This is a genomic window from Sporocytophaga myxococcoides DSM 11118, from assembly GCF_000426725.1.
GTDB classification, from domain to species: domain Bacteria; phylum Bacteroidota; class Bacteroidia; order Cytophagales; family Cytophagaceae; genus Sporocytophaga; species Sporocytophaga myxococcoides.
Window position 1 is genome coordinate 71,087 of the sequence record NZ_AUFX01000004.1, and the last position, 15,382, is coordinate 86,468.

At 38.1% G+C, this 15,382-nt stretch carries 9 protein-coding genes; 1 reads left to right on the top strand and 8 read right to left on the bottom strand.

The features are described from left to right. Window positions 1-36: 36 nt before the first annotated feature. The 3 genes from K350_RS0103225 to K350_RS0103235 all read right to left on the bottom strand — a co-directional run bounded on the left by K350_RS0103225 (window position 37) and on the right by K350_RS0103235 (window position 2,305). Window positions 37-489: a helix-turn-helix transcriptional regulator gene (locus K350_RS0103225; RefSeq protein WP_028978674.1), complete on the bottom strand. Its 453-nt coding sequence runs from the start codon at window positions 487-489 to the stop codon at window positions 37-39. 237 nt (window positions 490-726) lie between these two features. Further along, window positions 727-1,104 (bottom strand): fibronectin type III domain-containing protein, encoded by a 378-nt coding sequence (locus K350_RS0103230; RefSeq protein WP_028978675.1) that lies wholly within the window; start codon window positions 1,102-1,104, stop codon window positions 727-729. Between the two features lie 397 nt (window positions 1,105-1,501). Then, the gene (locus K350_RS0103235) at window positions 1,502-2,305 is read right to left on the bottom strand and encodes a hypothetical protein (RefSeq protein WP_028978676.1); all 804 of its coding nucleotides are present in this window, start codon (window positions 2,303-2,305) and stop codon (window positions 1,502-1,504) included. 213 nt (window positions 2,306-2,518) lie between these two features. Between K350_RS0103235 and K350_RS27205 the strand changes: the two genes are divergently transcribed. Further along, window positions 2,519-3,889, top strand: a complete 1,371-nt coding sequence (locus tag K350_RS27205) for a hypothetical protein (protein ID WP_156026895.1) — start codon at window positions 2,519-2,521, stop codon at window positions 3,887-3,889. Window positions 3,890-4,032: 143 nt separating this feature from the next. Here K350_RS27205 and K350_RS0103250 read toward each other — a convergent pair whose 3' ends face one another. The 5 genes from K350_RS0103250 to K350_RS30735 form a co-directional block, all read right to left on the bottom strand. After that, window positions 4,033-5,175 (bottom strand): polysaccharide deacetylase family protein, encoded by a 1,143-nt coding sequence (locus tag K350_RS0103250; RefSeq protein ID WP_028978677.1) that lies wholly within the window; start codon window positions 5,173-5,175, stop codon window positions 4,033-4,035. A gap of 19 nt (window positions 5,176-5,194) precedes the next feature. Next, window positions 5,195-7,372, bottom strand: coding sequence for a glycoside hydrolase family 9 protein (locus tag K350_RS0103255; protein ID WP_028978678.1), 2,178 nt, complete (start codon window positions 7,370-7,372; stop codon window positions 5,195-5,197). Window positions 7,373-8,108: 736 nt separating this feature from the next. Then, the gene (locus K350_RS31895) at window positions 8,109-11,273 is read right to left on the bottom strand and encodes a rhamnogalacturonan lyase family protein (RefSeq protein WP_162144125.1); all 3,165 of its coding nucleotides are present in this window, start codon (window positions 11,271-11,273) and stop codon (window positions 8,109-8,111) included. Window positions 11,274-11,370: 97 nt separating this feature from the next. Continuing rightward, complete coding sequence (locus K350_RS0103270) at window positions 11,371-11,925, bottom strand: DUF6702 family protein (protein WP_342665028.1); 555 nt, start codon at window positions 11,923-11,925, stop codon at window positions 11,371-11,373. Between the two features lie 136 nt (window positions 11,926-12,061). Continuing rightward, the gene (locus K350_RS30735; protein ID WP_156026897.1) at window positions 12,062-15,058 is read right to left on the bottom strand and encodes a carbohydrate-binding protein; all 2,997 of its coding nucleotides are present in this window, start codon (window positions 15,056-15,058) and stop codon (window positions 12,062-12,064) included. Between the last annotated feature and the right edge of the window lie 324 nt (window positions 15,059-15,382).

Consider the following 15,382-nt stretch of genomic DNA (forward strand, 5'->3'; position numbering starts at 1 on the left):
TTTTAGAAACCGTATGTTACAAATATGAGCAATAGCTTACAAAGACTCTTCTTCAAAATTGCTTTTTTTTGACCAACCATGGGTCTCTGCAAAGCAGTTAGGGATAAAACATAGAGGGTTTGTTGAGATTTCCGAATTTCGAAGAATTTGTTGCTGTTTGAATGCAGCAGGGGTTACACCTACAATCTTTTTAAAAAGTCCGGTAAAGGTGCTCACACTGTCAAAGCCGACTATAGAGCAAGCCTCAGAGATCGATATTTCTTTTGCTAATAGCAGCCTGGCATTGTCTATCCTGACCTTTGTTAAATACTGATGAGGAGTTTTACCATAAATACTTTTAAACAGTCTTATAAAATGAAATTTTGAAAAATATGCTTCGTCCGATATGTCATTAAGGTCAATATTATTAGCATAATGATTAACTATATAGAGCTTCGCCTGAACGATCCTTTTGTATAAATACATTTTCGGATATTGATCTTTTTTCATTTCCTGTTATTTTCAAAATCTTCGCAAAGAATTATATCAATATAAATAATACATCCGATAATGCAAAGCTCTTGTTCAGGAACAAACGATTGACGCATTTTCACCTTGTTAGGATACTATGCGGATGCTAAGATCTGAAGGATAAATAAAAAACCCTCCATAACTTATAAGTCAGGAGGGCTGTAACTAATAAGGAAAATCTGACAACGTATTGTTCAGGTGTCTCCTATACTCCTTTTATTTGACCAACGTGGATACTGTAAGGTTATGAACGGCCAGAACATTTCCACCATATGCATAATCTTTTCCCTCAAGTTTTATATCATAAGCAGTATTTGGTTCCAGATCTGCGATTTTATATGTAATTGGATCATTAATAAGATTCTGATAGGGGCCAATCTCTCTAGCGCTTTCTCCTTTTTTTGTAATATAAATTGTATACCAGGAAACACCGCTTACTGGTTTCCAACTTAGAGTAATAGCCTCTGCTGTGGAGCTTGAGGTAACTTGTATGTCTTTAGCAATTATAGGATCAGGTGAATCATCCTTCACACAAGAAACCAATGAAAAAGTAAAAACAAGCGCTACAATAAAAAACTTTAATGAATTTAACATAAAAATTATATGGTTTAGTTTTTCCGGGCAAGCCGCAACTCCGGAGTTTTTTTTATAGAGAACCTCAGGCTTGAACTGAAAATAATCAGCAAAGTTCTCTTATATCCTTAAGAAAAATAAATACTAAGTTTAAATCAAATTATTGAAAACCCATTTTTCAATCAAGAGGTATTTTACTCTTGCTCAATACCAAATAACAGAGTCAAGCTCTTCGTAAATTGATTCAAACCTTTCCTTCTTTTATAATTAGGCGCAGTTAACATCTGTTTGTTACAATAAATTTCAAATTAAATTTAACTTACAAGCTATCTGAAAGACAGGAAGTAAAAGCTAGAAAGTAGCAAAAAAATAAAGGAAGGGTTATCTAAATAACTTTATCAAATAGAAATCTGACAATTCATTTATTTACACTATAGGAATACTTATTAATTTCTTGTTTTATTTCTAAGAGGCCATAGATATCCGCCCTCAAAAAACCTGAAGTTGGAGCATCCATATCTTTAATCAGAAACAGAATGGAGCATATAACTATACAAATTAAAAGTGCGAATCGAATATTTTTATCCGATGAAAATCCATGGCAATATCCTTGGGCGAAAATGGTACACATAGAAACAATAACCAGTAGAATTATAATTATTCTGGGAAGGTGATTTTGAAAAGATGATGATATATTTCCACTAACATCAATCATTTCATTCAGTGCAAGAATAGTAACATTTGTATTTAAAGATGGTGCCGACTTTCCGATAATAGCGGTTATAGACCAGATTTTCACCTGTAGCCTTCTTGATTCTGAATTTATTTTTATCCTGTCTTCGTCGGTATTTCCATCCTTATAAAATTTTAATCTTGCATCTATATATTCCAATAGCAGATTTCTAACATCATTCTTAATCGTATCAGGAAGCAGTCCTGCCCTGAAAAATGCAGTTCCAATACTCATAGATTCTTTTATAATCAATTGTCTTCTATATTCAAATCGTGTGGAAGAAAGGGAAAATGAGAACGCAAGCATGACACCCAATATACCAGTAAGTCCGACATGAATATTAGAAATAAGAGATAGATGCTTATCCCCTTTTTTCCCAATCATTTTGCCACCCAACCAAAATCCATAATAATATGAAACTAACAATAACGCTAATACAGCCAGAATGAGCAGCAATTCTTTTAAGTAGGTGTATTCGAATGTCATCATAACGCATTTACTATTTGCACTGCCGAAAAGGTTGGATATAAAAAACTTACTCAGGATAATTCAAATCAAGTAAAGACAAACATAATTAGAAACAAAAAGTTAATTCCTGACAGATTGTAGGAATGAGATCAATCTAAATCATAATTAAATGAAGATCAAGAATTTGAATATCCTGCAAATCATTTAAGATTGCCTTTATAAAAAACAAGGCCTTTGTTTTTAAAGAAATATTTTGATTCTGTTTCTAAAAATATTTTAACCTTGCCACATAGCACTATTTTCGTTATAGTCGCCGCATTCATGCTAGCTTTATGTCTTCCAGGAAAGCTTTTGTCATTTTCTGACGAACGTATTGTTACTGATTCCATCAGAAATGATACTTCTACTCAGGTTACACAAGCTGAGAATTGGGGCTCAATAGATCCTGGACAAGGGTTTCTATTAGGAAGAACTAAAATGGGCTCAATAAGTGTAAGCGCATATGTCCTGGCTCGTTATATAAATCAATTGCCAGCCAAGCAAAGTTTTACGGACCATCTGGGAGTAACCCGCCAAATAGACCCAAGACAAGATATCCAGTTGCACCGAATATTGTTAACTTTTATTGGCAATATTTATCTTCCTAAGTTCGGCTATAATGTCACAGTATGGACAGTAAATTCCACAACACAAGTGGCTGTTGTCGGAACTCTGAATTATTCCTTTCATAAGTCTTTTAACTTATTTGCTGGTATAGTCGGTAACTCAGGTACACGGTCTCTGTTAGGCTCACACCCTTATTGGCTTGCGCCAGACAGGGTCATGGCCGACGAATTTTTCCGACCAGGATTTACCAGTGGGATATGGGCTACTGGTGAGTTATTGCCTAAGTTTTACTATAAAGCAATGCTTGGAAATAATCTGAGCCAACTAGGTATCAATGCAGTACAACTGACACGTCATCTAGTACCCAGTGCAAGTATATGGTGGATGCCTACAACTGGTGAATTTGGCCCAAGAGGTGGATTTGGTGACTTTGAAAGGCATGAAAAGCTAGCGACGAGGTTTGGGTCTTGCTACACACACGCAAGAGAAAACAGGTTTAACGATATCAGTGAACGTTCTCCTGATAATACACAAATTCGAAATTCGGATGGTCTCTTGTTGTTTGAAAAAGGATCACTTGCAACTGATGTTACCGTAATTGATGCCACTTATAATTTATGGACAGTTGATGCCGGAATAAAATATAAAGGCTTGTTCATCCAATCTGAATATTACTTTAGAACCTTGCAGAATTTTAATGCAGACGGCCCATTACCACTTGACTTTACTTTTGATCATGGTTTTTATATACAAGCAGCTGCGTTTCCAATATCTAAGAAACTTGAAGTATATGGGGCAACATCGCAGATATTCGGGCAATTCAGAAATAGTCATGAGTTTCTTATCGGATCCAATTATTACCCTGCCAATACCAGGAATCTAAGAATCAACGGACAGTTGATAAAAGTTTACAGGAGCCCTACAGGAAGTACATTCGGATATTATTTGGCTGGTCAGACAGGCTATATTTTATCAATAGCCGCTTCTGTTTTATTTTAATCTAAAACCATGTAAATAATACAAGGCTGCCCTAAAGTAAACCTCACAGGACACCTAACAATCAAACTAGTAGCTTCAAAAAATATATAAAAATCGATTAAAAAAATATAATTGATTATATAATTACCTCTACACAAACTTCATCACCTGATTTTAATTGTAATTTCACCTCCATCCGGAACAGCATTAAACATCAGCTCCCCTGATGTTATTTTAAAATTCAGTCTTTTACCATTCTGATAAATACATAAAACATTGGTAATATTCGCCGGCATTTTCACCTTAGTTGTAAGTGGCTGAAAATACAGGCGGTCCGGAAGCTGGTCACTAAGGTTAAGCTTCCAGGTATTACCTTTAGTAAAAGGGGCAGAAGTTTCTATAAGCTTAGCTGTCTTCTTTTCTCGGTGGTATTGAATTGCCTGAGCAAAGGTACATATCCAAACATCGTTCTTTCTTGACAACAAAGTATCAAGCTGCTTTCCTAAGTCATTCTGATGTATCTTTGCATAAGAGTTGTCAGTAATTGTATTACTATAAATACTGTGATACAAATAAGTTAATAGCCCGCCTCCTTTTATGATATTTTCCAGTTGAGAATTGAACTGAGCAATAGAAATTGTATTATCCATCCCGTAGGTTAGAATCTTGTAATAATCATCTTCCACAAGAGCAAAATTATAAGTATAATTTCCGGATGATAGCTGCACTCCTCTGGATGCTATGTGACCACTATTACGGACCGAATCCAGTACTTCTTGATCATATCTTCCAAAAGGATAGGCAAAAGTTAATACCTTACCTCCTTTAAGTTTTTCCCCAAAATAGTTTTTGCTGTCTCTGATTTCATCCTTCTTCTGATCTTCTGACAATTTTGTAAGATCAGGATGGCTTTTAGTATGGTTGGCAATTTCATTCCCATCTTCATAGGCATTTCTGACTATGTTCCAATCAGGCGTACCCAAAACATTGGTAATAAAAAAAGTCCCATTGATTTTTCTTTTCTTCAATTCTGGAATCACAATAGCAGGATGGCCGGGAGACCAATCATCAAAAGTGAGGACAACAGCAGCTCTTTTATCATCAAACCAGTTAGATATGAAATATTCGAAGTTTGAATCATGGCCATTATAAAGAAAATACTCAAAAGCCGGAGCTTCTGAGTATTTATTATCAATCATCAAATTTCCTGCCATAGAAAGATTTGAATTGAGACTTTTCTGTGCTTCTACATTATAAAAAGATATTAACAAACAAATGAACAGCAGCCTTTCCAACAAACGTTCCATATGATTCTGAATAGGGTTATTATAGTTTAATCAATGGTTTTACTATAACCTGATCTCCTCCTGCAACCTTGATAAGATATGACCCGGAAGGTAATTCAGAAAGTTGGATTTCCTGTTGTCCGCTATCCATATAGAATGTCTTCATTACAGAACCTCTGATATCCATTACGGTTACCTGATATTTTCCTGGCTTCACATTGCTGATCCAGAAAGAACCGTTTGTAGGGTTCGGAAAGAGATCAATTGACGGAGCAATATTCCCAGTAGGACCATCAACACTTGTAACCTCTTTCAGATCCACAAATTTGGAAAGCAAGCGAATATAACTAATCTGATACCCATTGCTGTTCTCTGTCACAGCCCAGGAATTTAATGGCCAATTCGAATTGAAATCTTTATAAGACTTTTGCTTCGGCTGACCTTTCGGAGGTGTAACAGACTCTGAAGTACATATAGCGTTATTTTGTGAACTACCACAAGTACCAGTAGCGCAGCATCCATCCAAGTCATATCCAGGGTTTGGACCACCTGTCAAAAAGCCGGGAGCAGGACCATAAGTAGAAGTTCCTACTCTATCCCACTTCGCGCTTTTGTCTGTGAACCAAGTGTGATAAAATTCATTAACCCCCTTTTCAGCACCATAATTGTACATATTGGAAAGGTAAACCATACTGAGAGGATTAACTCCGTGAATATAATGTACATATCCTAAAGCAGCTTCTCTTGCACTTGTATTTTTAGTAGCGTCGACATTATAACTAATCACATTATGGAACATAGTTCCTTGCATAGATTTGATGTTGTTGCTACCCCAGGTATAATCTTTCAGGTGTGCTCGATAAGGATCGATTTTAGAGTTGAATGCTTTAAAGTTATCATCACTGTTTGTCATGCTACCTTTATAAGCATTGAGTATCTTTGTTTTGCTTGCGCTCGTTGCTCCCGGAAGAGAAGTATAATAAAGTAATACATCCTGTAATTCCGATTCAAAAGGATAGGCGAATGACCATTGTATAAGGTGTGCATTTTGATAATTTGCATCCACATATGTCTTATACTGCTCTTCACCAGTAGCAGCATATAAGAAAATGGCCGCTTTTAGCCTTCCCATAGGTAGATCGTAATCACTCCCTTGCTCCTGCTGTCCTGCACCAATACCGGAAGATCCGTTTGCTGCATCATTGTTTCTCCACATCACAGCTGGATTTGCAGCAGACCAGTTCCATGCCATTTTAGCTCTTTTAATCAAAGTATCAGCATAGTTGTTCATGTTAAGAGAACGATAAACTTTAGATGCAATAGCTAAGGCTCCTGCCACGCTTTGTGCAGAGGAAGTATTAATACCACCGTAATAAGTAGTACCTGTAGCACTAGAAGGAGGACTAGAATGCGAAAGTGAAGCAATGCTGATTACTGAACCATCTGCTTGTTGCATGCGAAGCAAATGATCAATACCCCACTTAGCTTCATCCAGTAGATCCGGAACGCCATTACCTGATTCCGGCAAATTGTAATTATCAGCCCAAGCATCCGGCTTTTCAAGGTAAGCCAGCATCATCTGTACTACATAGCTGGAAGTCCAGTTTGTATATTTATTGTAATCACCGGCATCATACCAACCACCAAATACATCTTTTGCTTTTGCAGCATTCGCCTTATCATTATATGCTCTTGCAGTTTTGTCTTGCATATGACTTGCCCCGTCTGCCCAACCTGCTCCTGCATATTTTGCTTCTTTCGCAAAACCCGCACGCTGATAGAAGAAGGTACGAACTGCATGTTTCAAGACATCATTATAAATGGCTGCACTAATCTGAAAAGGATACGAACGGACATTATTGGTAACATCCAGGATATAATATTCACCCGGGGTGTTTACATACGAAAAGTCGAACCACCAAGCTTTGTCTCCGGAAGAAGCATCTACAGTACCTGCAGACCATAATTGAAGAGGACCAGAATACACTTGCTCTCCTGCTGAATTGACAACAGCATACAAAGTTCCCGGAGTAAAAGATTCCGTGCCATCAAAACCTATCTCCGGATTCCTGATAACAGCTATTTTAACTTCATCGGGAAGATATCCGAACTGATCTGCCACAATATATTTAGATACAGATTGGGCAGAAGAATCCTGCCACCCGGATAAAAGAAATAAATAAAGAGATAGAAATAGTGTAGAATAAAATTTAACCATAGTTAATTTAGTTTTTTTGTTACTACTGTGAAAAGGATCAATAAGTAAGCACTTGCCCCTAAAAGAATCCAAAATTTCCTCAATAATGCACAATTCAATAAATATTCGTACGATGTGGGTGTAAATTGGGATGGTATTTTGAAGGATTTTATTCAGGAATAAAATTCAATATAACCATTACTATTCATCCCATTTATAAGCGCATATCGAACAGAACAATTTGGAAATATTGAATCAAAGGAAGAAACTAGAATTTAACTAAAAGGAAAGTTAACTATGAATTGCTTTGGAAGGGGTATTTTGAAGGATATTGGCAGTTCACTAACAAATAATAAAATCTGATTATCAATTAATTAAACTGACTTTTTGGTTATTTAGTTCTCAATTGAAATTTTTGCATTGGAATTAAACAGTATAAGAAAGTCATTTTGAATGAATGAATGAATATTCTTGAATTAAGGAAATCAATTTATTCTGAGCCACACCAAGCAACTTTTCGAAACGGAAAGTTACAGCAATAATAATAACAAATACCGTTTCCCAATATGGTTTATTCCTGATTTGGGCATGCTGCAAATCTATAAAATTAATTCCATTTTTGGCCTTCGTAACTTTTTAGTCAATACTATAAACGTTTAATAAAAAAGAGCGCTAAAGAGCGCTCTTTAAAATTCTCGTGACAAAACGAGCAAGGTAAGGTTACATTAAGGAATGAGACAGTTTCATTTAAATTAAATCAATATTTCACAAACTTGAATATCTTATTCTCGACTTTAGCAAAGTATATGCCCGGAATTAAATCACTTCCAAATTCAAGCTCTGATACGTTTTTGAATTTTTCTAATGTCTTGCCCTCTATATTAGTAATTTCAACATCGGCATTTTTATTCAATCGTATGTAAAAACTGCTGCTACTTGGATTAGGATAGATTGAAACGTATGTCGCTTCTTTAATGTCTTCAATGGCAGTGACCAGACATTCTCCTTTTCCTACTCCTGAACTCACATATCCTATCTGATCAATATTAGCTAAGCCATCCGCAGTGTTTGAAACTAATTCCACTATATTGTTGCCTGAGTTTAATTGCAGCGAAACGTCAATAGTTTTATAAGTTGTGAATGCACCTGTTGATGGGAAACTTTGAATGGCAACCTGAGAAACTCCATTTACCAAAACATTAGCTGTACGATCATTTGCCCCACCGCTCGCATATCTAAAAGAGAGCACCACGCTTGCGGAAGAGTTTGCATTAACGTTAAATACGATTCTTGAACCAATTGAATTCGGAACATTTATAAAGCCTGTGCCTTTGAAGCCAGCATTGTTATTGTCAACTGTTCCATCATACAAACATGCATCCGTTTCGGCTTCACCTGCATCTGAGCAAGGCATTCTCCCGGTTGTACCATTAACGCAGCGATCACAGTTATCTAATGTCGCTGCCCCATTTGCTACATTATTGCAATCAAGACAGGAGCTTTCTGTTTTACCACATCCACAATTTCCAGGATTGGTTTTATTGGAATCAGAAGCACATAAATCTGAATTATCAGCTACATAACCATTTGGTTGTGCACATGCTGTAAGCCTCGTATTTGGATCTCCTTTACCATCTTTGTCAATATCCGCATACCAATTGGTTGTTGCTGCAGAAACAGTGGTTACTACCGGAGTCGAAGTTGCTACGCATTTATTTGCATCTGTCACTGTAAGCGTATAAGAACCTGCTGTGCTTGCAAGATATGTAGAGGAAGTCCCAACGTTGGCTGAGCCATTTTTCCATTGGTAAGAAAGGCCATTACCCGCAATGGCATTTAGTGATACAGAAGAGCCCTGACAGAAAGACAATGAACCGGTATAAGAGATTGTAGCATCAGGCAAAGCATTCACAGTTACAACGATTGCAGAACGACTGCTTTCACAGCCACTTATTATTTGTGAAACATAATATGTCGTTTTTCCATTGTTGGAAGTATTCGGAGTCGGAGGCATAAAAGATGCTGTGCCTCCGGTGGCACTTGTTCCATACCAGACCAAATTACCATCTGTACTTGCCGCAGCAGTTAATACACTTGCAGGTGATCCCTGGCAATAACCCACGTTTGTTACAGCTGGAGCAGTAATACCTGAACATGCAGTAGCTATATTCGGCTTAGGAATACTTGTAACACCATCCCCCAAAAAGAAGCTTGGATGCGGAGGTTGATTATACCCTGTATTCTGCCATGCTATTGCAGTGCGGTATTGAGCGTCGTGCAATAGAGTTCTGAATTTATAGTTGGTAGGAATAACTGTAGTAAATAAATACAATGCAGTATTATCACTTGCTCTCATAAGAATCTCTTCGCGCCAATCACCAAGTATATCACCGCTCAAACAAGGATTTTTCTTTGATCCATTGTTGGAGGATACTGGCGCCAAGCTACCCAGAACTACTATTCTTCCCTGATCATAGTTGTCAATACGGGTATCATCAAGCATTTCTCTTAATAAATCTCCATTCCACCACACCAGGAAATTACAAGTGGCACCAGATCCGCCAGAAGTAGGCTGATTGCCTACAAAATTCCCTTTGACATCCATCAGCTGCCCTGATATACCTCCGCCAATCACCCATGCTTCGGAACCAGGCCATTTGGCTGAGATATCTGCACAAACTCCTCTACCGGGACCTTCATCGCTTCCTGCCACACTAGCCTTTTTCCATAGAATCTTTTTGTCCTTAGCGCTATACATGTATGCGCCGGCATCGCCAACAGGTTCCTGAATATTGAACACTTCAATGCCTGGAAGGGAGGGATCCAGATCACCTACATGTAAGGCATCACCATGACCTTTCTGAGTGGAATAATATCCCGTTCCATTGTCATCTATAATCGCAGCCCCTGATATCACTTCCTGTTTGCCATCACCATCCACATCTGCAATGCTCAAAGAATGGTCTCCCTGACTAAAATATTCATTGGATGAGTTGAAGCCTGAATCGAACTTCCAACGGTTTGTCAAATTCTTCCCATCCCAATCCCATGCTGCTACAGCCAAACGCGTATAATAGCCACGACAGAAAATACCACTCGGTTTTACTCCATCGAGATAGGCCACTCCCGCACGGAAACGATCTACACGATTGCCATATCCATCGCCCCAATCCGCGACGGTACCTCTGGCAGGCCAATAATTGGCGGTAGCCATAGCTGCTCCCGTTTCACCATTAAAAACAGTAAAGTATTCCGGGCCACTTAATACATATCCTCCTGAATTTCTATAATCAGTTGTTGTGCCAATACGAACTCCTTTTCCGTCTATAGTTCCATCGGCAGTACGTGTCATCATTTCCGCTTTTCCATCCCCGTCAAAATCAAAGACCATAAAGTCCATATAATGCGCTCCGGAACGAATATTTATTCCAAAATTAATACGCCACATGCGGGTTCCGTTCATCTTATAGGCATCGACATATGTATTACCTGTATACCCAGAATTAGAATTATCCTTTGAATTGGAAGGGTCCCATTTCAATATGATTTCATAATCACCATCCCCATCCAAATCAGCTACGCTGGCATCATTGGCAATATATGTATAAGCCACTCCGTCCGGTGTCGTGCCTCCAGCAGGTGCGGTGATAGGAATCTTAAGAAATTGAGCTCCCCAGACAGTGACTGTTGCAGAAGCTGCCTGTTCTATTCCATCCGCTATAGCTTTTATATAATATGTAGCGGAGGCAGCAGCACCATTATCTGTATAATTGCACACTGTCAAAGGTGTTGTATTCACTTTAGTACCATTTCTATAAAGGTTAAAGGTTACATTGTCCCCTTCAGTTCCAAGCCATCTCCAACTGATAAAGTTATTATTGCCACTTCTTGCGGCCACTAATCCCCTCGACAATTTTTCCATCTTGTATTGGCTAAAGGAATTTGTGTGAATTCCGATAAGGAATATCAACACTAGAATTTTTTGTAAAACGTTCTGATTCATAGTAGCAATCCAAAAGTTAAAATTTCACATTCAGATAGTTCATATCCTTTCCATTATAAAAAACCAAAGACTGATCCTCTTCTTTGATTTTTGAAATATTTACTATATTCTTTTGTTCAGCAGAAAAATCAAAGAGCAAAGTATTTCTGATACTCATTTCCGAAATTTGACCAACTTTAAACTGGCCGGTGACCAACCCTTCCATTATCACTATCGGCTCGTCAGCATTAGAAAAGTCAATCCGGACACCAGTACATTTCAATGCTGTCGGTGCTGAATTAATTTTTATACTTAAATTTTCAGATAGGTATCTAATCAATGCACTTTTTTGCTCCTGATTTAAAGTTTCTGTTTCAAGAGGGAATGCTTTTTTGACATGCAGACTCATTCCGGAGGAAAGATCGTTTGCAAACATCCTGACATTAAAGTGTAATTCTTCTCCTTGCTTTGAAATATTGGTCTTGGACATTTTCAAATTATGATTGACAAAGCCACTACAAAGCCATATTAGTAAACAGAGGGTTACACACTTTAATATATTCTTAGCAATCCATTTCATTATTAAAGACATTTAAACATTATAAAATTGAACCTCCATATTTCAGGTATATCCCCTACAATCGAACTTCAAAAAGGTATACAAAAAAGCGTGAGTATATTTTTTATATACTTACGCTTTGAATTTCACTTTACTTATTAACTCGTTATTAATCCTTTACAACCTTTAACCATTTAGTAAATCCATTAGAAGAAACCTTAAGGAGATACATACCTTTAGATAAATTTTCGCCAAACTCTACTTCATCACTAGCCTGTCCCTTTAAACACAATTTCCCTAGTTGATCCATTAGTTCATATTCAAAAAAGCCGTATAGTTGGAGTTTTATATTTGAAGCAAATGGATTTGGGAAGACATTTATAAAATTTATTTCTTTCTGGTCATTCAAGGAAGTAATCACGCATGAGCCTTCAGCAACTCCTTTGGAAAATTGCAGACGGTCGATATTTGCCAGTCCATCAGAAGTAACAGAAGAAATTATCAAATCATTGTGACCTAGTTTCAGATTCAGATTCACACTTACAATCCCCCATGATGTCCAGTCTTCAGTTGTTGACAAAAACAAAGTATCGATTCTGACCCCGTTTAAGGTAATGATACCATCTCTTGGAGCAATGCCCCCATTCGAATAGCGGAATGTAATAGTTGCTATCTGATTTTTATCGCTGTCAATAACATAAGACGCGGAAGCTCCGGCAGCGTTAGTGGTATTTACATATCCTTCACCTAAAAATCCTTCGTTTTTACTTTCGAATAAACCATCCACTGTGCAGGCACTTTCTCCTTCCATAAATTTATCGCAAGCTTTAAATGTGCTCTTCCCTCCAACACAAACACCGCAGTTGTCGAGATAAGCTGAACCATTGACATCACCATTACAGTCTTTCACACAGGCTACTTTTCCAGTATTGCCTCCTACGCATATACCGCAACCGTCAATATATGCTTGTCCCCCCACTGTGCCATTGCAATCTGAAGTACAAGAACCATCTTTTACAGTTGTTGTACTGAACACAAACTGGTCTATGTTAGGAGCTCCATCAGCAGTTGTGGAGCTTACCTCAAACTTGTTCACTCCTTGAACAAGAGTTACATTTACATTTTCAATTTTCCAGTTAGACCACGCTCCAGTTGGAGCACCGATAGCAGTCGTTTGCTTGACCTCATTTACCAGTACATCCACACTTCGGGCAGTGGTTCCTGCATTAGCATATCTGATACCAATCTTTGTTGTCTGAGCTTTTTCTGAATTGACATACCATGTACCTGTTGAACCTATTGCATTATCCAGATTCAGGTATCCATCCTCTTCAAAACCTGCATTCTTTGCTTCAAGTACTCCGGCAGCAGAACAAAACTTTTCTGCTTGCATTGCTCCTGAGCAAGCTGTCAAACTGGTATTACCTCCCACGCATACACCGCATGCATCCAGGTAAGCTGTGCCATTATTCACTCCGTTACAATCCAACTTGCATGCTTCTTTACCTGTAGTACCTCCCACACATATGCCACATTCATCCAGGTAAGCAGTGCCATTGGCAGTTCCGTTACAATCTTTTTGAACGGTATTATCTTTTTCCACCAATACGTTTACAGTGAAGGTAAAGGCCGTTCCATCAGAGCCAGTTACTGTGAATTTGAAAGAAGCCATTCCAAAAAATCCTGGCTGAGGAATAAAGCGGGCTGTTTTACCATCTGCTAAAACGCTTACAGTGCCGTTTACTTCACTACTTGTCAAGTAAGCAGGTGAAACTTTCTCAAACCCTGCAGTATATTTAGTCAAATCAAAATCCAAAGTTTTACCTTGTATCACATGCGCTTTGATATCTCCAAGCCAGTTGATATATTTTTCAATATTGGCATAACCGTCAGCACCTTTTGCCATCGCGTCATTACCAATTTGATTTAAGCCAAAAGTCTTTTCCCAGAAATCAGGCATTCCATCACCGTCAGTATCTGTGGGCTTAGTACCTGTAACAATAGTCCCGTAACCATTATTACCCAGACCTGTTTGAGTTTGCGAAGTATAAAAGCCACTATTAGGTCCTGCCGTACCTGCTCCCGTACCAGTGGTTCCTTTACCGAGGGTACGTATCTGAGACATCACCAAACGATCCATCTCATCATATGGAAAAGTCCCGGCAACGGAACTGGTATATCGAAAAGCTGTTGCTGCTGAGTAAGTAGGAATGTTTTTAGTCTCGGCAGACCATGCCGCAGTCAACACAGTACCAGTTCCTTGATACCAATAAGGAGTTGTAGTAGAGCCATTTAGTATCCCATCTTTATTACTATCCTTCAAGTTGCCGGAATAATAAATACTTTGATTTTTGTCAATTTGATACCAGGGAAAATTAGATCCGGAACCAGGACCTGAAACAAAATAATTATTTATAATATCGTGTTTAAATTTGGTGCTTGTATGAGTCGTATAACCCGCATCGCAGTTGTACAATACATTATTGATAAAAATATCATTGACCTTATCAAGAGGGTTTCTGTTGTGTGAGTTTGCAAAAATGTTGTAAGCCCAGGTCCAGTTGGCATTTGGTGATTCAATATGGGCACCAAATTGTTGATAGGTTGGGTTAGCAATCAAGCAGTTCTGAAATGTGACATTATTTACCGGAGTTACTGAAGAATTGGTACTTACTCCACCGATGTTGTTCCAGGGAGCAAACTCAATAGTACAATGGTCAATGATCACATCATGTGCATCTACCAGGTTTAAACCAACATCTTCATTTGAAGCAACCTCATTTCCAGGCCTTATACGCAAATGACGAATGATAATATTTGATTGTTTACCGAAAGATAATTTTCCTCCTCTCAAAGCTATCCCTTCTCCAGGAGCGGTTTGTCCGGCAATGGTAATATTACCTTTCGCGGAAACCGCAGATTTTAACTGAATGTATCCACTGACATCAAACACTACTATCCTATTGGGCGCACTGACAGCGTCCCGAAAGGATCCCGCCCCCGCATCGTTCAGATTCGTGACGTGATAAACTGTTCCTCCTCTGCCACCTGTTACATTTTTTCCGAAACCTACAGCCCCGGGAAATGCAAGTATCTGGGCTAAACCAGCTTGGCTTGACAAAAGCCAACAAAAGATAATTGAGAAAATTATTCGTGATTTTATCATATGCTTATTTGATAAATGATAATATCCCCAGGCATTAAAAATGACTTTGGGATTTATTTTCAAGAGAAATACACTGAGCAAAACCTAGAAGTAACATTTTTACAGAAAAAATTATGAGACAACTGATCACTCTGTTATAATAGTCAACCTTTTCATTGGCCCTTTCCTCAGGAATTGGCCATACTGTAGAGACGCCATGCCTGGCGTCTCAAAAACTTTGATAATGAGCTACAATGAAAATATTGCTGACAATTAGGTTTATCGATTGAATTTCTGTTAAAATAAAATGTAGAACTTGTGGATAGTGAGACGCCAGCATGGCGT

Coding starts and splice junctions, on each gene's coding strand:
- K350_RS0103225 (WP_028978674.1), bottom strand. CDS start 489: ATGAAAAAAGATCAATATCCGAAAATGTATTTATACAAAAGGATCGTT.
- K350_RS0103230 (WP_028978675.1), bottom strand. CDS start 1,104: ATGTTAAATTCATTAAAGTTTTTTATTGTAGCGCTTGTTTTTACTTTT.
- K350_RS0103235 (WP_028978676.1), bottom strand. CDS start 2,305: ATGATGACATTCGAATACACCTACTTAAAAGAATTGCTGCTCATTCTG.
- K350_RS0103250 (WP_028978677.1), bottom strand. CDS start 5,175: ATGGAACGTTTGTTGGAAAGGCTGCTGTTCATTTGTTTGTTAATATCT.
- K350_RS0103255 (WP_028978678.1), bottom strand. CDS start 7,372: ATGGTTAAATTTTATTCTACACTATTTCTATCTCTTTATTTATTTCTT.
- K350_RS31895 (WP_162144125.1), bottom strand. CDS start 11,273: ATGGAAAAATTGTCGAGGGGATTAGTGGCCGCAAGAAGTGGCAATAAT.
- K350_RS0103270 (WP_342665028.1), bottom strand. CDS start 11,925: ATGTCTTTAATAATGAAATGGATTGCTAAGAATATATTAAAGTGTGTA.
- K350_RS30735 (WP_156026897.1), bottom strand. CDS start 15,058: ATGATAAAATCACGAATAATTTTCTCAATTATCTTTTGTTGGCTTTTG.